The organism is Corallococcus sp. NCSPR001, assembly GCF_017309135.1.
Lineage (GTDB): Bacteria > Myxococcota > Myxococcia > Myxococcales > Myxococcaceae > Corallococcus.
The window spans coordinates 3,533,619-3,553,796 of sequence record NZ_JAFIMS010000002.1; the positions used below are offsets into that span (position 1 = coordinate 3,533,619).

Annotated in this window: 19 protein-coding genes and 2 tRNA genes; 14 read left to right on the forward strand and 7 right to left on the reverse strand. The window is 69.5% G+C overall.

The window, feature by feature from the left end; translation table 11 throughout:
• Nucleotides 1-205 precede the first annotated feature (205 nt).
• The 7 genes from JYJ93_RS16335 (at nucleotide 206) to JYJ93_RS16365 (ending at nucleotide 8,883) form a co-directional block, all read left to right on the forward strand.
• Nucleotides 206-886 carry an NUDIX hydrolase gene (locus tag JYJ93_RS16335; RefSeq protein WP_206792360.1) on the forward strand — a complete coding sequence of 227 codons (681 nt, stop codon included), beginning with the start codon at nucleotides 206-208 and terminating at the stop codon, nucleotides 884-886.
• Between the two features lie 85 nt (nucleotides 887-971).
• Nucleotides 972-2,441, forward strand: a complete 1,470-nt coding sequence (locus JYJ93_RS16340) for an MFS transporter (protein ID WP_206792362.1) — start codon at nucleotides 972-974, stop codon at nucleotides 2,439-2,441.
• Between the two features lie 101 nt (nucleotides 2,442-2,542).
• Complete coding sequence (locus JYJ93_RS16345; RefSeq protein WP_206792364.1) at nucleotides 2,543-4,126, forward strand: hypothetical protein; 1,584 nt, start codon at nucleotides 2,543-2,545, stop codon at nucleotides 4,124-4,126.
• 45 nt (nucleotides 4,127-4,171) lie between these two features.
• Complete coding sequence (locus tag JYJ93_RS16350; RefSeq protein ID WP_206792366.1) at nucleotides 4,172-4,939, forward strand: hypothetical protein; 768 nt, start codon at nucleotides 4,172-4,174, stop codon at nucleotides 4,937-4,939.
• A 131-nt stretch (nucleotides 4,940-5,070) separates the two neighbouring features.
• Nucleotides 5,071-6,198 carry a pyruvate dehydrogenase (acetyl-transferring) E1 component subunit alpha gene (gene pdhA, locus JYJ93_RS16355; RefSeq protein WP_171414388.1) on the forward strand — a complete coding sequence of 376 codons (1,128 nt, stop codon included), beginning with the start codon at nucleotides 5,071-5,073 and terminating at the stop codon, nucleotides 6,196-6,198.
• A 54-nt stretch (nucleotides 6,199-6,252) separates the two neighbouring features.
• On the forward strand, nucleotides 6,253-7,239 hold the full coding sequence (locus JYJ93_RS16360) for a pyruvate dehydrogenase complex E1 component subunit beta (protein WP_014398167.1): 987 nt from the start codon (nucleotides 6,253-6,255) through the stop codon (nucleotides 7,237-7,239).
• A gap of 6 nt (nucleotides 7,240-7,245) precedes the next feature.
• Nucleotides 7,246-8,883: a pyruvate dehydrogenase complex dihydrolipoamide acetyltransferase gene (locus tag JYJ93_RS16365; RefSeq protein WP_206792368.1), complete on the forward strand. Its 1,638-nt coding sequence runs from the start codon at nucleotides 7,246-7,248 to the stop codon at nucleotides 8,881-8,883.
• Nucleotides 8,884-8,947: 64 nt separating this feature from the next.
• On the opposite strand, the gene JYJ93_RS16370 is transcribed toward JYJ93_RS16365, so the two are convergent.
• Nucleotides 8,948-9,142 carry a hypothetical protein gene (locus tag JYJ93_RS16370; protein WP_206792370.1) on the reverse strand — a complete coding sequence of 65 codons (195 nt, stop codon included), beginning with the start codon at nucleotides 9,140-9,142 and terminating at the stop codon, nucleotides 8,948-8,950.
• Nucleotides 9,143-9,337: 195 nt separating this feature from the next.
• Here JYJ93_RS16370 and JYJ93_RS16375 point away from each other — a divergent pair, with 195 nt between their 5' ends.
• Both JYJ93_RS16375 and JYJ93_RS16380 read left to right on the forward strand, forming a co-directional pair.
• Nucleotides 9,338-9,598 (forward strand): DUF2795 domain-containing protein, encoded by a 261-nt coding sequence (locus tag JYJ93_RS16375; protein ID WP_242543830.1) that lies wholly within the window; start codon nucleotides 9,338-9,340, stop codon nucleotides 9,596-9,598.
• Between the two features lie 138 nt (nucleotides 9,599-9,736).
• Nucleotides 9,737-10,894, forward strand: a complete 1,158-nt coding sequence (locus JYJ93_RS16380) for a hybrid sensor histidine kinase/response regulator (RefSeq protein WP_206792374.1) — start codon at nucleotides 9,737-9,739, stop codon at nucleotides 10,892-10,894.
• Here the strand turns inward: JYJ93_RS16380 and JYJ93_RS16385 are convergent.
• On the reverse strand, nucleotides 10,872-11,441 hold the full coding sequence (locus tag JYJ93_RS16385) for a hypothetical protein (protein WP_269012531.1): 570 nt from the start codon (nucleotides 11,439-11,441) through the stop codon (nucleotides 10,872-10,874). The two genes, JYJ93_RS16380 and JYJ93_RS16385, sit on opposite strands and share 23 nt — an antisense overlap.
• A gap of 72 nt (nucleotides 11,442-11,513) precedes the next feature.
• On the opposite strand from JYJ93_RS16385, the gene JYJ93_RS16390 reads away from it, so the two are divergent.
• Complete coding sequence (locus JYJ93_RS16390; RefSeq protein ID WP_206792378.1) at nucleotides 11,514-12,482, forward strand: response regulator; 969 nt, start codon at nucleotides 11,514-11,516, stop codon at nucleotides 12,480-12,482.
• Nucleotides 12,483-12,615: 133 nt separating this feature from the next.
• On the opposite strand, the gene JYJ93_RS16395 is transcribed toward JYJ93_RS16390, so the two are convergent.
• From JYJ93_RS16395 to gltX, 4 genes are all read right to left on the reverse strand, one after another.
• Nucleotides 12,616-12,687 (reverse strand) — tRNA-Glu (locus tag JYJ93_RS16395).
• An 81-nt stretch (nucleotides 12,688-12,768) separates the two neighbouring features.
• Nucleotides 12,769-12,839: transfer RNA gene (locus JYJ93_RS16400), tRNA-Gln, on the reverse strand.
• 68 nt (nucleotides 12,840-12,907) lie between these two features.
• Nucleotides 12,908-13,318: a hypothetical protein gene (locus JYJ93_RS16405; protein WP_014398160.1), complete on the reverse strand. Its 411-nt coding sequence runs from the start codon at nucleotides 13,316-13,318 to the stop codon at nucleotides 12,908-12,910.
• A gap of 46 nt (nucleotides 13,319-13,364) precedes the next feature.
• Nucleotides 13,365-14,816, reverse strand: coding sequence for a glutamate--tRNA ligase (gene gltX, locus JYJ93_RS16410; RefSeq protein ID WP_206792380.1), 1,452 nt, complete (start codon nucleotides 14,814-14,816; stop codon nucleotides 13,365-13,367).
• 88 nt (nucleotides 14,817-14,904) lie between these two features.
• On the opposite strand from gltX, the gene JYJ93_RS16415 reads away from it, so the two are divergent.
• The 4 genes from JYJ93_RS16415 to JYJ93_RS16430 are packed head-to-tail and all read left to right on the forward strand — an operon-like array spanning nucleotide 14,905 to nucleotide 18,077.
• Nucleotides 14,905-15,486: a hypothetical protein gene (locus JYJ93_RS16415; protein WP_206792382.1), complete on the forward strand. Its 582-nt coding sequence runs from the start codon at nucleotides 14,905-14,907 to the stop codon at nucleotides 15,484-15,486.
• Nucleotides 15,486-16,385 (forward strand): myxosortase-dependent metalloprotease, MXAN_2677/MXAN_2678 family, encoded by a 900-nt coding sequence (locus JYJ93_RS16420; RefSeq protein WP_206792384.1) that lies wholly within the window; start codon nucleotides 15,486-15,488, stop codon nucleotides 16,383-16,385. The genes JYJ93_RS16415 and JYJ93_RS16420 overlap by 1 nt, the downstream gene beginning before the upstream one ends.
• A complete protein-coding gene (locus JYJ93_RS16425; protein WP_206792386.1) occupies nucleotides 16,382-17,347 on the forward strand; it encodes a myxosortase-dependent metalloprotease, MXAN_2677/MXAN_2678 family in 966 nt (321 codons plus the stop codon). Before JYJ93_RS16420 ends, JYJ93_RS16425 begins: the two co-directional genes overlap by 4 nt.
• A 10-nt stretch (nucleotides 17,348-17,357) precedes the next feature.
• On the forward strand, nucleotides 17,358-18,077 hold the full coding sequence (locus JYJ93_RS16430; RefSeq protein ID WP_206792389.1) for an HAD-IB family hydrolase: 720 nt from the start codon (nucleotides 17,358-17,360) through the stop codon (nucleotides 18,075-18,077).
• On the opposite strand, the gene JYJ93_RS16435 is transcribed toward JYJ93_RS16430, so the two are convergent.
• Nucleotides 18,074-20,137 carry a TonB family protein gene (locus JYJ93_RS16435; protein WP_206792391.1) on the reverse strand — a complete coding sequence of 688 codons (2,064 nt, stop codon included), beginning with the start codon at nucleotides 20,135-20,137 and terminating at the stop codon, nucleotides 18,074-18,076. The two genes, JYJ93_RS16430 and JYJ93_RS16435, sit on opposite strands and share 4 nt — an antisense overlap.
• Nucleotides 20,138-20,178: the final 41 nt, after the last annotated feature.

Genomic DNA, 20,178 nt, shown 5'->3' on the forward strand with positions numbered 1-20,178 from the left:
GCCTTCCAGCACAGGCATGCACGAGGCGAGGGCCAGGGCGCAGGCACAGAAGAGGCCGAGCAGTGCGCGACACATTCGTGGCGGATCCGTGATTCTGAGGGAGTGACGACTTGAGGACGGCGCAACCTACGGGATCAAGGGTGCACGGGCAAGCAACGCCACCGTGGCACCTCCACCTACCAGGACATCAGGAGAGCAGGCAGACATGCGTCCCAGCAGTTCCAATGTGACTGACATCGAGATCATCGAGGATTTCTCCGCCACGGCGCGTTGTGACGAAGGTTTCCTCCGAGTGCGTCGGCTGCGCTGCCGCAACCGGCGCGCGGATGGCTCGTCGTCTCCGGTGTACCGGGTGGATGTGGTGGACCGGCCCCGGTTGGACGCGGTGTCGGTGCTCATCTACCGCCGCGCGCCGGATGGAAACGTGGAAGTCCTGACCCGGATGAACCTGCGCCCCGCGGCCTACTTCCGCCGCGAGCAGACCGCGTCCATGACCGTGCCTGACACGGTGAGCCATCTGCGCGTGGAGGAAATCGTCGCGGGCCTGCTGGAGCCCGCGGACAAGGGCGAGGAGGGGCTTCGCCGCCGCGCGGCGGAGGAGGTGAAGGAGGAGGCGGGCTACACGGTGCGGCCGGAGGACATCCAGCTCCTGGGCGGCGCGTTCTTCCTCGCGCCGGGCATCCTGTCGGAGAAGGTCTTCCCGGCCGCGGTGGACGTCACCGGCGTGACGCAGGGCGAGGTGGAGGGTGACGGCTCTCCCCTGGAGGAGGGCATCCACCTGCAGTGGCGGCCCTTGAGCGCGGTGCTGGACGCGTGCCGGCGCGGGGACATCGCGGACGCGAAGACGGAGGTGTCCCTCACGCGGCTGCTCGCCCGGCTTTCCTGAAAGCCGCTTGCTGTTTCCGGGGTGACGACGGACGGGGTAGGGTGCTGCCCCGTTCCGCTTCCTTTTAGCAGGCGAGGTTCGTCGCATGTCGTCGCTGCCCCCGTGGCTGGCCCAGCTGCTCCCCATCGTCATCCTGCTCGGGGCCATTGGCCTGGTGCTCTCACGGCTGCCGAAGGTGGAGCTGGGGCACACCGATGCGTTCCGCCGCCGCCGCTTCTTCAACTGGTTCCCGCTGGGCCTGACGTACGCGTTCCTCTACATGGGGCGCTACAACGTCAACGTGGCGACCAGCGCCATGGGCGCGCAGACGTCCAACGCGGACTTCGCCACCATCTTCTTCTGGGGGACGCTGACGTACGGCGTGGCCTTCCTCCTCAACGGCCCGCTGACGGACAAGCTGGGCGGCCGCTTCACCATCCTGCTGTCCGCGGGCGGCAGCGCGGCGGCGAACATCGCCATGGGCGGCCTGGTGTACGCGGTGCTGAAGAACGGCTGGGCCCCGCCGGGCGGCATCGTCGCGTGGCTTGCGTTCCTCTACAGCGTGAACATGTACTTCCAGAGCTTCGGCGCGGTCTCCATCGTCAAGGTGAACGCGTCGTGGTTCCACGTGCGCGAGCGCGGCCAGCTGGGCGGCGTGTTCGGCATCCTCATCTCGCTGGGCCTGTACTTCGCGTTCGACTGGTGCCGCTTCATCGCGGACGCGGCGCCGGTGTGGTGGGTGTTCTTCGTGCCGGCAGGCCTGCTCCTGGCCTTCCTGGTGCTGGACTTCTTCGTCATCCGCGACACGCCGTCGCAGACGGGCCACCCGGACTTCGACACGGCGGATGCGTCCAGCGGGGAGACGGGCCCGGCGCTCTCCGTGCCGCAGCTGTTCGGCAAGCTCTTGAGCAACCGCGTCATCCTCATCATCCTGGGCGTGGAGTTCTGCAGCGGCTTCCTGCGCAACGCGGTGATGCAGTGGTTCCCCAAGTACGCCAAGGCGGTGGGGGAGTCCGGCGGCTTCGTGGCCTCCAACTGGGGCATGCTGTCGTGCGTCGCCGGCATCCTGGGCGGCATGTTCGCGGGCGTCATCAGCGACCGCATCTTCGACTCGCGCCGGGGCCCCGTGTCCACGGTGCTCTACGCGGGCCTGCTGCTGGGCGCTGTCGGCGCGGTGTTCCTGCTGGGCACGGTGGGCGCCGGCTGGTCCGTGGTGTTCATGTCCCTGTGCGTCATCGGCGTGCACGGCATGCTGTCCGGCACGGCCACCATGGACTTCGGCGGCAAGAAGAACGCGGGCATCGTGGTGGGCATCATCGACGGCGCGGTGTACGCGGGCACGGCCATCCACGCGCTCATCTACGGGATGATCCTGCCCACCGGCGACGCCATGAAGGACCCCGCCAACTGGAAGCCGTGGCCCCTGGCCATGCTGCCCCTGGCCGTCGTGGGCCTGGTGCTGGCGTCGCGGGTGTGGAACGCGAAGCCCCAGCCCAGGGCCGCCCCGCTGCCGGTGGGCGACGTCGTCCCGGGCGCCGTGCCGGGCGCGTCCTCCCGTACGGGCACCAACGGTTGAGGCTCCACGGGAGTGCGTCCGGGTGTGTCGCCCCGGACGCTTTTCCATCCTTCAGTGAGGGTGGCTCCCGTGTGACAGGCCTGTGACATAGACTGGAGTTTGTGTCCCAGGTCCCTGAAGCGCTCCACAGCCGGTTCGACGTCCACGACCGCAAGCAGTTCGAGATCAAGCTCGAGTACCAGCCCACGGGCGCGGACGAGACGCGCTACCTGGTGGAGGCCTACCTCTTCCTGCCGTCGAGCCTGAACATCGACGCGGAGACGTACCCGCGCGCGGACTTCTACGCGGACATCCACAACTACGTGCGCTTCAAGACGCCGGTGATGGGGCTGGGGGAGCTGCTGTCGTCGGAGGGCTCGCCGCTGGTGAAGCTGGAGGCGTGGCTGCGCGCGGGCGTGGCGCCGGAGGCGGACGTCGTCTACCAGGCGAAGCTCTTCTCGTGCGTGCTGCGCGGCGCGCTGCGCCGGTTCGCCACCACGGTGGAGACGCGCTGTGACGCCAAGACGGGCGAGGCGGGCAGGGTGGACCTGGAGGCGGTGGTGCGGCAGGCGGGGGACTCCGTGCCCGTGGTGCTGGAGCGCTTCCGCGCGTGGCTGCGCGCCACCGGTGAGGCGAAGCTCCAGGAGAAGACGCGCGCGTCGCTGCGGCTGGTGGACGAGTACGTGAGCCTGCTGGTGGAGCAGTTCTTCCGCCGCGCGGTGGCGGACATGGACGCGCTGCCGCGCACCGGCCCGTGGCTGCCCCTGCGCAAGGGGCTGATGGAGGCGGTGCTGCGCGAGGAGTCCTACCGCAAGGAGCACCGGCTGCGCTCCGTGTTGAGCCCCACCGGGGACAACGAGGAGTACATGCAGCGGCTGGGCTTCCTGAAGAAGTTCTGCATGAACGTGCTCTTCCTGTCCTCGCGCCGGCGTCAGCGGCGGCAGGGCTGGGAGGAGGTGCTGTTCGCCATCGCGGCGGGCGTGGCCATGGCCTTCGCCACGTCGGTGGCGCTCTGGGCGCAGGTCCGCTTCACGCAGGTGAGCCTCAACTTCTTCCTGGTGGCCGTGGTCGGCTACATGATGAAGGACCGCATCAAGGAAGGGCTGCGGCGCATGTTCAGCCGCGTGGCCGCCACGCACCTGTACGACCGCACCACGGACCTGGTGGACCCCGTCACGGCGCGCGCCATTGGCACGTGCGAGGAGCGCGTGGACTATGGCGCGGCGGTGAAGGTGCCGCGGGCGGTGTCGTCGCTGCGGCTGCAGGACGACTTCCTCACCGTGTCCCAGGGCGAGCTGTCCGAAGCCGTCATCCGCTACCAGAAGCGCATCGTGCTGGACGCGCGCCTGTTGCCCCGCTCCGAGCGCGGCCTCACGGGCGTCACGGACATCCTCCGGCTGAACGTGGGGCGCTTCCTGCGCGACATGGACGAGCCGGAGTTCGCGCTGGAGTACGTGGACCTGGAGGACTTCTCCGTGGGCCACATCCGGGGCGCGAAGCGCTACCCGGTGGACTTGGTCTTCCGCTTCACGGTGATGGAGGACGGCGTGCGTCATGAATCCGCGCAGCTGGTCCGCCTGGTGTTGGACCGCAACGGCATCCAGCGCATGCAGAACTTCGCCCGGGCCCCCGAGGTCCTGGCGGAGGGCTCGGAGCCCGCGGGGTCGGTGCCCATCCAGCCGGCCGCGTGGCGCCAGGGCGCGTGATTTGATGGCCAGCCCCGCGCCGGGGGCATGTATCTTCCGGCGTCCATGGCATTTGAAGATCTCAAGCAGCGCGTGCGGCCGGACTGGCGCGAGGCACTCCGGAGCATCCTGGAGAAGGCCCGCTCGCTCGGCCCCCAGGCCGTCCTGGCGTTCGACCTGGACTCCACCCTCTTCGACAACCGGCCCCGCCAAGCGCGCATCCTGCGCGAGTACGGCGACGCCCGGTCCCTGCACCTGCTCTCCGTGTGCGAGCCTCGCCACTGGGACACCGGCTGGGACATGCGCGCCGCCATGCGCGCGTGCGGCATGGAGGACGCGGAGGTGGAGCAGCGCTACGCGGACGCGCGCGCCTTCTGGCAGGAGCGCTTCTTCACGAGTGACTACTGCGTCTCCGACGAGGCGATTGATGGCGCGGCCGCCTTCACGCAGGCGGTGGCCGCCACCGGCGCGCAGGTCGTCTACCTGACGGGCCGCCATGAAGCGATGCGTGAAGGCACCGTGTCATGCCTCGCGCGCTGCGGGATGGTGACGCCCCCCGGCGCGGACGGGCGCGTGCACCTCATCATGAAGCCCACGCTCGCGGAGAACGACGACGCCTTCAAGCGCGAGGCGCACGCGCGCCTGGGCCGCATGGGCACCGTGGTGGCCGCGTTCGACAATGAACCCACACATGCCAATGACTACCGCCACCGCTTCCCGGAGGCGACGGTCATCCACCTGGCCACGGACCACTCGGGACGGGACGTGGAATTGAAGGATGGCATCGTGTCAGTGCCGCATTTCTCCATGGAGGACGTGACGCACCGCGCCTGAAAGAAAGGCGTGATGGACGACGGTTTCTGAAAGGCTTTGGAAGTCCCTTGGCCGCGCGCTAAGAGGCGCACGGCGTTCGCCGCCCTTCCCCCTCGGGTCTTCAGGGGCGGCCCAGACGGAGGCATGCCGCGGTGGCCAGCGCGTACTCGAAGGACCTGTTGTTGACGATGTACCGGAAGATGTACCTCCTGCGCCGCTTCGAGGAGCGGGCCGGCCAGCAGTACACGCTGGGGAAGATCGCCGGCTTCTGCCACCTCTACATCGGCCAGGAGGCCGTGGCGGTGGGCTGCAACGAGGCCATCCGCCCGGATGACTACATGCTGTCCGCCTACCGCGACCACGGCCAGCCGCTGGCGCGTGGCAGCGACGCCGGGATGGTCATGGCGGAGCTGTTCGGCCGGGGCTCCGGCTACAGCAAGGGCAAGGGCGGCTCGATGCACATCTTCGACATCGAGCACCACTTCTACGGCGGCTACGGCATCGTCGGCGGGCAGATTCCGCTCGCGGCGGGCATGGCCTTCGCCAGCCGCTATCGCAACGAAGACCGCGTCACGGTGTGCTTCTTCGGCGACGCGGCCGCCAACCAGGGCTCGTTCCACGAGACCTTCAACATGGCGCAGAAGTGGAAGCTGCCGGTCATCTACATCTGCGAGAACAACCGCTACGGCATGGGCACGGCCATCGCGCGCACGTCCGCGGTGCCGGAGATCCACAAGCGCGCCTCCGCGTACGGCATGCGCGGTGAGGCGGTGGACGGCATGGACGTCCTCAAGATGTACGAGGCCGTGAAGGACGCCGCCGAGTACTGCCGCGCGGGCAAGGGCCCCGTGCTGATGGAGGCGAACACGTACCGCTTCCGCGGCCACTCGATGGCGGACCCGGCGAACTACCGCACCAAGCAGGAGGTGGAGGACGAGCGCAAGAACGACCCCATCCCGAAGCTGCGCGAGTTCGCGATGAAGCAGGGCTTCAAGCTCACCGACGCGGACTTCGAGGCCATCGAGGAGGAGGAGAAGCGCGCGGTGGACGCGGCGGTGAAGTTCGCCGACGAGTCGCCCGAGCCCAGCGTGGACGAGCTGTGGCGCGACACCATCGTGGAGCCGGGCGAGGAGGACGTGCGCCCGCGCGAGCGCGTGCTGGGCGTGAAGGTCACCAACTGGCCGAAGTACCCGTCGGGCCAGGAGCTGAAGGTGACCTGGGACCTGGAGCCCCGCGCCGAGGCCGAGCAGGCGGACAAGAAGGCGGGCCTGAGCCGCTAGCGCTCACGTTCACCCAAGCCACTACCCTTTCGAGATTCGAGTTCGGAGCCGACGATGCCCGAGTTGATGTATCGCGAAGCGTTGAACCAGGCGCTCGCCGAGGAGATGGAGCGCGACGCCAATGTGTTCCTCATTGGCGAGGAAGTGGGCCGCTACAACGGCGCGTTCAAGGTGTCCCAGGGACTGCTGGACAAGTTTGGCAGCGCGCGCATCATCGACGCGCCCATCAGCGAGCTGGGCTTCACGGGCCTCTCCGTGGGCGCTGCGGCGGTGGGCCTGCGTCCGGTGGTGGAGATGATGACCTGGAACTTCGCCATCCTGGCGATGGACCAGATCGTCAACAACGCGGCCAAGCTGCGCCACATGAGCGGCGGCCAGTTGCGCTGCCCCATCGTGTTCCGCGGCCCGGGTGGCGCGGGCGGCCGGCTCTCCAGCCAGCACAGCCAGGCGCTGGAGGCCAACTACGCGCACTTCCCCGGCCTGAAGGTGATTGCCCCGGCGACCCCGGCGGACGCCAAGGGCATGCTCAAGAGCGCCATCCGGGACGAGAACCCGGTGGTCATGTTCGAGGGCGAGCGCCTCTACGCCATCAAGGGCGAGGTGCCGGAAGGTGAGCACATCGTTCCGCTGGGCAAGGCGGACGTGAAGCGTGAGGGCACGGACGTCACGCTGATCACCTGGAGCCGGATGTACTACTTCTGCATGGAGGCCGCGGAGGCCCTGGCGAAGGAAGGCATCAGCGTGGAGGTGCTCGACCTGCGCACCCTGCGCCCCCTGGACGAGGAGGCCATCCTCGCGAGCGTGCGCAAGACGAACCGCGCGGTCATCTGTGAAGAGGGCTGGGCGCTGGCCGGTGTCGGCGCGTCCGTGGTGGACCTCATCCAGTCCCAGGCGTTCGACGACCTGGACGCGCCGGTCGTGCGCGTCACCGGGTTGGATGTGAACATGTCCTATGCGGCGAACCTGGAGAACGCGACCCAGCCGGACGCGCCCAAGATCATCGCCGCCATCAAGAAGGTCCTGTACCGCGAGGGAGCCTGAACGCGTATGGCGACGCCCATCCAGATGCCCAGCCTCTCCCCGACGATGAAGGAGGGGAAGATCGTCAAATGGCTGAAGAAGGTGGGAGACAAGATCTCCTCCGGAGACGCCATCGCCGAGGTGGAGACCGACAAGTCCAACCTCGAGGTGGAAGCCTTCGACGACGGCTACCTCATTGAAATCGCCGTGCCCGAGGGCGAGGTCGCCACGGTGGGTGCGCCCATCGGCTTCCTCGGCGCCAAGGGTGAGAAGGCCACCGGTGGCGGTGCGCCTGCGGCCCCCGCGCCGCAGAAGGCGGAGGCCCCCAAGGCCGCCGCTCCCGCCGCCGCCCCGAAGCCTCCCGAGCAGGCCCCGGCTCCCGCCGCCAGCGGCGCGGGCGAGGGGATTGCCATCCTGATGCCCAGCCTCTCCCCGACGATGACGGAGGGGAAGATCGTCAAGTGGCTGAAGAAGGAGGGGGACAAGGTCTCCTCCGGGGATGCCATCGCCGAGGTGGAGACGGACAAGTCCAACCTCGAGGTGGAGGCGTACGACGACGGCACGCTCGCGCGCATCACGGTGCAGGCGGGTGACATGGCCAAGGTCGGCGCGCCCATCGCGTTCCTCACGCCCAAGGGCGCCAAGGCCGGGGCCTCCGCTCCGGCGGCCGCTCCGAAGGCTCCTGCGCAGGCCCCTGTCGCCGCGGCTCCGTCCGCGCCCGCCGGGGGACAGGTCGTCCCGCTGCGCCGCGAGCCCCAGGCTCCGGCCTCCGGCGCTGGCGGCCGGCTGCGCGCAAGCCCCCTGGCGAAGCGCATGGCCCAGGAGCGCGGGCTGGACATCAGCCAGGTGCGCGGCACCGGCCCGCTGGGCCGCGTGGTGAAGCGCGACGTGGAGCAGGCGCTGGGCCAGGGTTTGGCGAAGGCTCCCGCGCAGGCGCCGGCGGCGAAGAAGGCCACGCAGCCAGAGGTTCGCGCCTTCGGCACGCGTCCGGAGCCACAGTCGGTGCCCATGTCCTCCATGCGCAAGGTCATTGGCCAGCGCATGTCGGAAGTGAAGCCCGGCGTGCCGCACTTCTACCTCACGGTGGAGGTGGAGATGGACGCCGCGGTGAAGATCCGCGAGGAGGCCAAGGCGCTGGACCTCAAGGTGTCCGTCAACGACATCATCGTGAAGGCGGCGGCCATCGCGCTGCGGCGTTCACCGAAGATGAACGTGTCGCTCCAGGGCGACCAGGTGGTGCACTACGGCACCGTGGACGTGGGCATCGCGGTCGCCATCGAGGATGGGCTGATCACGCCCATCATCCGCGACGCGGACCTCAAGGGCCTGCAAGCCATCTCCGCCGAGTCCCGCGACATGGCGGAGCGCGCCCGCAAGCGCGCCCTGAAGCCGGCCGAGTACAACGGCGGCTCGCTCACGGTGAGCAACCTGGGCATGTACGGCATCGACCAGTTCATCGCCGTCATCAACCCGCCCCAGTCCGCCATCATCGCGGTGGGCGCCGTGGCGGAGAAGGCCGTGGTGCGTGACGGCCAGCTGGCGATTCGCAAGATGATGACGGTGACGCTGTCGGGTGACCACCGCGTCATCGACGGGGCCACCGGCGCGGAGTACCTCCGCGAGCTGAAGGGGCTCCTGGAGCACCCCTCGCGGCTGCTGTTCTAGCGGTCGAGCGGTCCGCCTGCTTCCGCCCCCGTGTGACACGCACGGGGGCGGGGCATAGCCTGGGCTACTCCCGCGTCGGTTCGTCCTTCTCCAGCTTGCGCTGGGCCTCGGTGACGCCCGCCTGTTCCGCGCGGCGCGTGCCCGTCTCCAGGTCCTCCTCGTGCTCCTGGCTGCGGCCCTGGATGCCGGGCCACGGCTCCGGACGCGTCGCTTCCACGTGCTTCACCGGCTTCACGTCTTCGTTCTTCTTGTTCGCCATGGTGCGTTACTCCTCCCCCCAGTCGGGGGCGTGGGTAGGACTTCCGTGGCGGTACGGTGGGATGCCCACGCTGGCGCGGCCACCCGGTGGGATGGAGGGGCAGAGCGCCCGCCTGCCTGACTCCCTTCGGACGGCGAAAAAAGGTCGGCAGGCGGCGGGGTTCGCTGCTTAACTTCTCACTCAATGAACGACGACATGACTCGCGAGCGCCTGGGACTTGGACTGCGGGAGGTGGAGCCTTCACCGGCTCCCCTGACTCCGGCGGTGTCCCTGGCGCACTCGCTGCAGCAGGCGCTGCGCGGCGCGGTGTATCCGCTCACCGCGGAGCAGTTGGTCTGGGTCGCGCGCGAGAACGAGGCGCCCTCCCACGTGGTGTCGCTCCTGGGCACGCTGCCGCGGGGCCGTTTCCCGTCGGTGGACACGGTGACTCTCGCGCTCGGGAACCCCTCCGTCTGAGGGGCGGAGTGCTGTTCCGCGCCGTTCGCTTTCGGCCTGGGTACAACGTACCCCCAGGCGCGCGGTCGGACGTGCGCGTTATCCTCGGCGCGACCAGCCTGTCTTCCGGATGAGGAAGCCATGGTCTGGAGGAGCTCCATGAACGCCTCGGACCTGCCCGCCGTGCTGTACGTGGACGACGACGCCCTCAACCTGAGGGTGTTCGACGCCAACTTCGGGCAGCGGTTTCGCATCTTCCGGTGCTCGTCCCCCAACGAGGCCCTGGCGCTCCTGGAGCAGCGGCGCTCGGAGATTGGCGTGGTGCTGTCCGACCAGCGCATGCCGGGGATGACGGGCGTGGAGCTGCTGGAGCGCGCCCGCACCATCGCGCCGGACGCCCGGCGCATGCTGGTGACGGCGTACGCGGACATGCAGGCCGTCATCGACGCGGTGAACCGCGGCCAGGTGACGCGCTACTTCGTCAAGCCGTGGGACCGCGCGGAGCTGCTGGCGGCGCTGGAAGACGCGCTCAAGATTGCCCGGCTGGAGCTGCGCATCCGCGAAGTGGAAGGCCGGATGATGAAGTCCGAGCGTCTGGCCACGCTGGGGCAGGTGACGGCGGGCATCGCGCACGAGCTGATGGGCCCGGTGGGCTACCTCACGCAGAACGTGTCGTCGCTCCAGCGCGACATGGAGCGGGTGGTGCAGTACGTGTCGCGGCACCTGGCCACGGATCCGGACGCGGAGGTGTCCTCCACCATCGAGGACCTGCCGTCGCTCATCAAGGACCTGTCCGAGGGCGCCACCCACCTGCGCGGGGTGGCGCTGGGCCTGCGCGCCCAGGCGCGCGGCGAGGACATGGAGGCGACCGCGGACGTGGCGGAGGTCGTCTCCTTCGCGGTGAAGCTGGCGCGAGCGGAGGTGCGAGACCGGGCGCGGCTCACCAGCAACGGCGAGCCCATCCGCATCGTCTTCGGGCCGGTGAAGCTGTGCCAGGTGCTGCTCAACCTCATCGTCAACGCGGCGCAGGCCATGGAGGGCACGGGCCGTCCAGGCCGCATCGACGTGCGGTGGGAGGCGCGCGACGAGGACGTGGTGCTGACCGTGGCGGACAACGGCTGCGGCATCCCCGTGGCGCTCCAGGAGAAGGTGTTCCAGCCGCTCTTCACCACGAAGCCCGTGGGCATCGGCACGGGGCTGGGCCTGTCCATCTGCCGCGAGCTGGTGATGCAGTTCGGCGGTCAGCTGCGCCTGTCGTCCACGCCGGGCGAGGGCACCGAAATCGAGCTCACCTTCAAGCGAGCCCCGCTCCCTTGAGCCCGAACGCGTTGTGCAGGAGCCGCCACACCCGGTAGAGGGTGTCACTCTCCTGCGCCCGCACGTCCCGCACCAGGAGTGCGCGTCTTGGCGCCGTTTCCGGACCGTACTCTACCACCAGTGCGTATCCGCCCTTGGGAGGCTGGATGATGTGCACCGCGCGCACGTCGTCGAAGGGGAACACCTCCGTGCGCGCCGCGCCCGGGGCCCACGCGAGCGTCTCCAGCCGCAGGGACTCCGTCTTGAAGTGCAGCACGAAGCGCCGCCGCCGCAGCCGCGCCTCCAACATCAGCGCGGCGCCCACCAGGGCCCCCGCCAGCACGAGCAGCAGGGTCGCGAGGCCCGGCGTCCGGGCCTTGTCCAGGACGAGCAGCAGCCCCACCCCCGTGCACACGGCGGCCAGGGCCACGAGGAGCGTGGGCAACAGCCGCAGCGTCCAGGCAGGGGGTAGGGATTCCCCCACCAGCCGGCCCCCGTCGTAGAACAGCCGCACGTCGCCCAGCCGCGGTGGCACGCGGTTCTCCCGCAGCGCGTCTTCGAAGCTCACCGGGAGAGCATAGTGGCCGTGCCTGTTTCCCACCCTCGAAGTTGGACGAGAGCTGTGCGATCCTCCCAATTCATGGATCTCCCGTTCGAGACCGGTGAAGGTGAAGGGGAAGGGCGGGGGACGCTCGCCTCGAAGGTGCTGCTGGTGGATGACGAGCCGGTGGTGCTGGACATCTGCGTGCGCCTGTTGGGGCGGGAGGCGGACCTCATCGTCTCCCCCGTGGGCAGCGCGGAGGAGGCGCTCGTCCTCTTGAAGGACCAGCGCTTCGACGTGCTGGTGACGGACAAGAACCTGCCCGGCATGGGCGGGGTGGAGCTCATCGCGGAGGCGCGGCGGATGCAGCCCGCGCTGGAGGCGGTGATGATCACCGCCTACGCCAGCTCCGAGTCCGTCATCGCCGCGTTCGCCGCCGGTGCCAGCGACTACATCGTGAAGCCCTTCGACGATTTGCGCGTGCTGCGCGCCAAGGTGCGCGCCGCGCTGGAGCGCCGCTCGGAGCGGGTGCGCACGCGCGACGGTGCCAGGGAGATGGCCCGGCAGGCCGCCGCGCTGCTGGACGCGGGCCGGGACGCGCCGGAGCCCGCGCATGAAGCGCTGGAGACGGAGCTGCGCAACTACGAGCAGGCGGTGCGCCTGGGCCACAGCGGCAGCGTCGCGGTGGTGGGCAGCGCCGAGGCCGTGAAGGTGCTGCGCGACGCGTCCTTCGAGGTGGTGGAGCTGCCGCCGTACTCGCCCCAGCTGGAGAGCGCGGACGTGGTGGTGGTGGAGACCGGAGACCCGCAGTGGCACACGCTGGCGGAGCGCCTCCAGGGCCGCTCGCCGGACGTGGTGCTCCTGGCCGGCGAGGACGCCGACCTGAGCGACCTCCTGGAGGCCATCACCCTGCGCATGGACCTGGTGGGCTACGGCCAGTCCAACGCCGCCCGCGTCCTGCCGGAGAAGGTGCGCATGCTGCTGATGCGCCGGGGCATCCAGCGCGCCCAGCAGCGGCTCACCGCCGCGCTGGACGCCTTCCGCCAGAGCATCGCGACCCCGAACTGAGCTGAATCCTCCGGGCCGCGTCCAGATGCCTGGGCGCGGCACCCTCGGAGGCCCGGCCGGAAGGGCAGGGCGGTTCGCCGTGGCCCGCAAAGCGAAACGCCCACCTTCGTTTCCGAAGGTGGGCGTTTCTGAGTGACCCTGCCGGGATTCGAACCCGAGTTTGAGCCGTGAGAGGGCTCCGTCCTAACCACTAGACGACAGGGCCGGCTTGTTTCCCTACAACCGCTTCGTTTCTGCTGCTGCTTCCTACATTCTCCGTTTTGCTTCGTCAACCGGAGATTTTCAGCTGGGGAACTAGGATTCGAACCTAGATAAGCAGAGTCAGAGTCTGCTGTCCTGCCGTTAGACGATTCCCCAAGGCGCTGCGTGCTGCGGGCTGCGTTGTTGCGGGCGCTTCTACTACCGACTTCTGCTGCTGACTTCAACTACTTCGTTTTCCTGACCGGCTTGCCTTCGTTCTTCTTCGCCGGCTTCGCCGCCCCCTGCAACGGGACGACGTAGATGCGAACCTCTTCGTTCGCTTCGTAAATATTCAGCCCCTCGAAGTTCTTCCCGGAGGGGTTGGAGATGTGCACGGCCTTGACGCCCGGCTGGTTGACGATCGACCGCCTCGGGTAGCTCGAGGTCGGGTAGACGTTCTTGTAGTAGTCGAGCGTCGCTTCGAAGTCTCGCGAAGCCCGGTACCTGTTCTCGCCCACCTTCTGGGCACCATCCGGAATCTGCGCGCCGTTCACCAACTCGGCGCCGGAAGCCGTTGCCCAGAGGGCCAGCAGCACCGCCCCGAGCGGGCGCGCCTTATAGAAATGCGGTCTCAGGCTGTCAAGCGGTCGCGTCATCGCCGGCCAAGATAGGGCCCGGCGATGCCCGCGTCCACCGCCAATCTCACGTCCCGCGAGCGAGCGCCGCGTCGATGCGCTTGAGGGCTTCGTCGCGCCCCACGAGCAGCAGCGTCTCACCGATGCCGGGGCTGGTGGTGTTGCCGGTGATGGCCACGCGGATGGGCTGGGCCACCTTGCCCATGCCCACCTGGGCGGCCTCGCTCACCGTCTTCACCACGCCGTCCAGCGGCTCCACCGTCCAGGCGGGCAGGGCGGCCAGCTTCTCCCGGGCCTGGCGCAGGACGTGGAGCGAGTCCCCGCTCAGGTGCTTGGCGGCGGCCTTCTCATCCAGGGTGACGCCGCTCTTGAAGTAGATGGACGCGGTGTTCGCCATCTCCTCCAGGGTGCGCGAGCGCTCGCGCAGCGCGACCACCAGCGGCTCCAGGCGAGCATCTCCCTTGACCTGGAAGCCGCGGGCCTCCAGGAAGGGGACGAGCCGCTCCGCGACCACGGCCGGGGGCAGCAGCTTGAACCACTGCTGGTTGAGCCACTGGAGCTTCTCCGGGTTCCACACGCCGGAGGTGCTGCCCACGCCGTCGAAGTCGAACCACTCCACCATCTGCTCGCGGCTGATGACCTCGTCGTTGCCGTGGCTCCAGCCCAGGCGGATGACGAAGTTGAGCAGGGCCTCCGGCATGATGCCCGTGCGCTTGTGCAGCATCACGTCCGCTTCCGGATGCTTGCGCTTGGAGAGCTTCTCGCGGTCCGGTCCCAGGATGAGCGGCAGGTGCGCGAAGTCCGGCGGGGTCCACCCCAGCGCCTGGTAGAGCATCAACTGCGGGAAGGTGGAGTTGACGTGCTCCTGGCCGCGCGACACCAGGGTGATGTCCATCAGGTGGTCGTCGATGACGCAGCCGTAGTTGTAGAGCGGGATGCCGTCCGCGCGCATCATCACCCAGTCATCCAGGTCCGAGTACGCCTTGGTGATGGTGCCCAGCACCTTGTCGTTGAACGACACGGTGCCCTCGCCGGAGGGCATGCGGAAGCGGATGACGGCGTCCTCCAGCTTCTTGCCGGGGGGCGGGGCCTTCAGGTCGTGGCAGGTGCCCTCGTACTTGTAGGACCCCTGGCCCTTCTCCTTCTCCACGGCCTCGCGGCGCTGGGAAATCTCCTCTCGGGTGCAGTAGCACCGGAAGGCCTTCCCTTCCGCGATGAGCTGGTCCGCGTGCTTGCGGTACGTGTCCAGGCGCTGGGTCTGGAAGTAGGGACCGTACTTCGGGTCCTCCTTGCCGGGGCCCTCGTCCCAGTCCAGGCCCAGCCAGTTGAGCCCGTCCAGGATGGCCTTCACGGACTCGGGCGTGGAGCGCTCCTGATCCGTATCTTCCATGCGCAGGACGAAGGTGCCGCCGTAGCGCTTCGCGTAGAGGTAGTTGAAGAGCGCCGTCCGGGCGCCTCCGATGTGGAGGTATCCAGTAGGTGACGGAGCGAAGCGGACGCGGGGTTTTGACGGAGCCATGGGCAGGCGCGCGATAGCAGGACGGGTGCACGAGGGTCAACGCAAGCCGCCCGCTTGGGGTTAGGCTGCGCGGCCAAGGAGACTATCCATGTCGATTCGACACGCGGTTCGCACGGTGGTGCTGGCCACCCTGCTCGGAGGGCTGCCGGTGGGGGCCACCACGATGCTGCGGACGGACCTGCCGCAGATGTCGCGGACGTCCGACGCGGTGGTGCAGGGGGTCGTCCGGCGCGTGCAGAGCCGCTGGAGCGGGGACAAGCGCCGCATCGTCACCGACGTGGAGATTCAAGTGACGGAGGCCCTCAAGGGGCAGCCCGGCGGCACGGTCATCGTCACCCAGCCGGGAGGCCGGGTGGGGGACATCGGACAGGTGGTGGGGGGGCTGGCGTCCTTCTCCGAGGGCGAGGAGGTCGTCGTCTTCCTGGAGAAGCGCGGCGCGTCCGCGTTCCAGTTGGCCGGCATGGCGCAGGGCAAGTACCAGGTGAAGCGCACCGGCCCGGGCGCGATGGCGGTGCCGGCGTCCACCGGGGACGCGGTGCTGATTGATCCGACGACGCGCCAGGAGACGGTGTCCAACGCGAAGCCGGTGACGCTGGAGGAGCTGAAGGCCTCCGTGCGCGCGGCGGTGCAGGCGCAGCAGGCGGCGCCGGCGAAGAAGGGGGCGAAGTGATGGGCGCGCTCGCGTCGTTCGTGGTGCTGGCGGCGGTGATGGGACAGAGCTCCGCGCCGTACGTGCGCAGCCGCGTGTCCCCCGGGGACGAGGCCACGCAGTGTCTGTACTGGACGCAGTCGCGCGTCGCCTGGCAGCAGAGCACCGTGGGCAACCCGAAGGTGACGAACCACACGGAATTCGACGCCATCACCCGCTCGTTCCAGAGCTGGCAGGACATCTTCGCCAGCTGCGGCAACCTGACGCTGGCGGAGGGCTCGCGCGTGAACTCGCGGACGGTGGGCTACAGCCGCGACGGCGACAACATCAACCTCATCCTCTTCCGGGGCCGCGCCTGTCGCGAGGTCGTGGACGCCAACGACGCCTGCTTCACCCAGGACACGTGCGCGAACACCTACGACTGCTGGGATGACAGCGACGGCACCATCGCCATCACGCTCACCACGTACGACGAGCGCACGGGCGTCGTCTACGACTCGGACATCTCCTTCAACGCCGCGCGCTTCAACTTCACCACCGGCAACGGCGGGCCGTGCGGCATCGTGGCCACGCCGGACTGCGTGGACACGGACGTGCAGAACACGGCCACCCATGAGGTGGGCCACTTCGTGGGCCTGGACCACACGCTGGCGACGGGCTCCACCATGAACCCCAGCGCCCCTCCGGGCGAGACGTCCAAGCGCAACATCGACTCCGGTTCGCGCAGCTTCGTGTGCGCCGCGTACCCCAAGGGCAGCGCGAGCCAGCCCTGCTTCCCGGTGACGAACTCCAACGGCAACGGCAGCGGAGATGGCGACGGGGATGGTGACGGCTGCACCGCGGCGGCCGGCGGGCTGGCGGTGCTGCCGCTGTTGGCCGCGGCCTCGCTGCTGGCGCGCCGCCGGAGGAGTGGACGGTGAGCTGTCGCCTGCTGCTCCTGGGAGTGCTGCTATGCGCGGGAGCGGCGGGCGCGCAGCAGGACTACAAGCGCACGCTCGTGCCGGGCCGGCCGCTGTGCCTGGTGTGGCCGGGGCGTGACTACGTCTACCACCTGGACGCGGCCGGCAGCACGCGCACGCCCGGGGACACGGAGTTCGCCGCCATGGAGGCGGCGTTCGACGCGTGGCGGGCGCTGTCCACGACATGCAGCGACTTCCGCTTCATCCGGGGCGAGGACTGGTCGCGCACCGTCGAGATTGGCTACGACCAGGAGCACCCCTTCGACAACTACAACGTCGTCACCTTCCGCGAGCGCAACTGCCAGGACGTCGCCCCTCCGAATGACGCGTGCTGGGAGGAGGAGACGTGCGGCAACGTCTACCAGTGCTGGGCGCACGGGGGCGCCACCATCGGGCTCACCACGTCGTCGTTCAGCTTCAAGGACGGCTCCGTGGTGGACTCGGACATCGAGCTCAACGCGGCGGAGACGGACTACGGGCCCAGCTTCCTCTTCACCACCGTGAATGGCCCTCCGTGTTCGGGCACTCCGTCCACCGGCTGCGTCGCCACGGACGTGCAGAACACCATGACGCATGAGATTGGCCACGTCGTCGGGCTGGACCACGTCTTCTCGGCGGGCTCCACCATGGAGGCCACCGCCTCCCAGGGCGAGACCTCCAAGCGCGTCATCGACGCGGGCTCCGCGGCCGGCTTCTGCTCGGCGTACCCGCGTGGCCTGCCGCCCACGCAGTGCCGCATCCCGGAGGACCCGGGCTTGAAGCTCGTGGCGGACGGGAAGGGCACCGGCTGCGGCGCTTCCTCGGGGGGACCGGGCGTGGCCGCCGTGCTGCTCTGGAGCCTGGCGCTGCTTCGTGGGGGCAGGCGTTCAGCGGCCCCCCGGGCTGGCCTCCCCGGCGCTGCCCCGGGTGGAGCACGCGGTTAGACTCTGTTGCGTGGCTGTCGCCTTCTTCGACCTGGACAGGACGCTGCTCGCCGCCAACTCCGCGTCGCTCTGGGTGCGCCGCGAGCTGGCGCTGGGCCACATCTCCCGCTGGGAGGCCCTGCGCGCCAGCCTGCTGCTCGCCCGTTATCACCTGGGCTTCGTGGCGATGCAGGACGTGCTCCTGCGCGCCACGGCGCTGCTCACGGGCTCCGACGCGAAGGCCCTGGAGGCGCGCTCCGCGGACTTCTACGCGGAGGCCGTGCGCGGGCAGTACCGGCCCGGGGCCCTGGTGGCGCTGGAAGCCCACCGCGAGGCTGGGGACCGGCTGGTGCTCCTGACGTCGTCCTCGGGCTACCTGTCCGATCTGGTGGCGCGCGAGCTGCGCCTGGACGGCGTGCTCTGCAACCGCTTCGAGGTGGACGCGGCGGGGCTGCACACCGGGCGCCCGCTGGGGGCCGTGTGTTTCGGCGAGGGCAAGCGCTTCTACGCGGAGGCCACTGCGAGAGAGGTGGGCGTGCCGCTGTCCGCGTGCGCCTTCTACACGGACTCGTACTCGGACCTGCCGGTGCTGGAGGTGGTGGGGCGCCCGGTGGTGGTGAATCCGGACCACCGGCTGCGCCGCGAGGCCCGGCGGCGGGGCTGGCCGGTGGTGGACTGGGGTGTGCCTCCTGGAGGCGCCACCCCGTCCGTCCCTCCGTCGCCGCCGCTCGTGCCCTCCACTGGCCCCTAGCGGCGCGGGGAGACGAGCCGCATGGTGAACGTGTAGTCCACGTTCGCCGGGCGGCCCTGGTACTGGATGGGCTTGTAGACGCGCGACTGGAGCGAGTCGAGCACCGCCTTGTCCATGTGCTGCACCATCTTCAGGATGCGGCAGTTCTCCACGCGCCCCTTGTTGGTGATGGTGCAGCGGACCGCCACGAGCCCCTCCGCCTTGATGGCGAGCGCCTCGCGCGTGTAGGCGATGTCCCGGCCCTCCTCGAGCAGCGTCGGCCGCTCCATGGCGTCGTTGAAGGGGATGACGGCGTTCGGGTTGACGGGCGCGAGCGCGCCGGTCGTCAGTGACGGCACCGCCAGGCTGCCCGCCGCGCTGACCGGCGTCGCGGCGGACGCGCCCAGCGCGCCCAGCGCCTTGTCCGACGTCGCGGCGGGGACGGCCGCGGGGGCGGACGGGGCCGTGGCCTGCATCATCACCGGCGCCGCGAGCCCACCCGGCGTCGCCGGGGCCACGTTCTCGAAGTCCTCGGGGGTGGAGGCGTTGGCCAGGTCCACGCGGCTCGGGCGCTCACCGCCGCCCCGGCGCCTGGTCAGCTTCTGGGACAGCACCACCTCACCGGAGCCGCCGGTGATGAGGGTCTCCGTCTGGTAGCCCTCCAGCGCGAAGGTCAGCTCCGCGGTGATGCTGCCCTCGCTGCCCAGGGGCAGCTCCATCACGAAGGGCGTCACGCCCTTCTCCTTGCCCTTGTAGTAGACGCGCGCGCCGGACGGCTGGCTCATCAGCCGGAAGCGCACCTTGCCCGGCGCGGGCGCCGCCGTGGGCGCCTCCGCCACCGGGGCCTGCGCCGTGGGGGCCGCGGCCTGAGCCGCCGGCTGCGCGGGCTTGTCCTCCGCGCCGCCGCCGCGCAGGAGGAACAGCGTGATGCCCACCAGGCCCGCCACCATCACGCCGCCCAGCGCGCCCATCATGAGCGTGCGCTGGCGGGCGCGCTGTACGTCCGCGGGCACCTCCACGCTGATGTCCACCGCAAGCCCGCCGTCCGCGGGCTCCGCGTTGCCCACGTTGGCGAACAGCGGGGACGCGTAGGGGCCCGTCGTCGGCGGAGAGGGGTAGGGGCCCGTCGTCGTGGCGCCGCCCAGCCGGCGGAACACGCCGCTGTTGCCGCCCGCGGCCATGTGCGCCTCGCGCAGGCCCTCCAGCAGCTCGTCCATCGTCTGGAAGCGCCGCGCCGGGTCCTTCTCCAGACAGCGGCGCACCACCATCTCAATCTCTGGCGGCACCGCGAGATCCGGGCGCACGGACTGGAAGGTGGGGGGCGGCTCCTTGTAGTGGGCGAAGATGAGCTCAATGTGGTCGCGCGCGATGAACGGCGGCCGGCCCATCAGCATCTGGAACAGCATGATGCCCAGCGAGTACACGTCGCTGCGTGCGTCCGCCACGTTGCGCGCCTGCTCCGGCGCCATGTACTGCGGCGAGCCCAGGAACGTGCCGTTCTGGGTGATTTCGGGGCTGACCGGCCCCTCCTGCTGCGGCGCCACGGACTTCACGAGGCCGAAGTCCAGGACCTTCACCAGGTCCTGATCCGCCTCGTTGAGGATCATGATGTTCGCGGGCTTCAGGTCGCGGTGGACGATGCCCAGCGCGTGCGCCTCGCGCAGCGAGCGGCACACCTGCTGCGCCACCGACACCGCGCGGGCCCAGGGCAGCGGCCCGGCCTGGCCGAGCACCTGCTGGAGCGTGCGGCCCTCCAGGTACTCCATCGCGATGTAATAGATGCCGTCGTCCGTCTGCCCGTAGTCGATGACGGTGACGGTGTTCGGGTGCCGCAGCTTCGACGTCAGGGACGCTTCGCGCAGGAAGCGCTTCTGGAAGCCGGGGTCGCGGCTGCTCGGGAAGTTGGGGTTGAGCACCTTGAGTGCGACCACCCGCTCCAGCGGTGCTTGCAGGGCGCGGTACACCTTGCCCATGCCACCCACGCCCAGGGGCTCCAGAATGCTGAAGCGGCCGTTCAACGTCCGGCCGATGAGCGGATCCGTTCCCGGCGCCTCAGGGCTCGGGGAATCGCTCTTGATCATTCGTGTCCCCTAGAAGCTGCGTGCAACATGGTTTCTCCGGC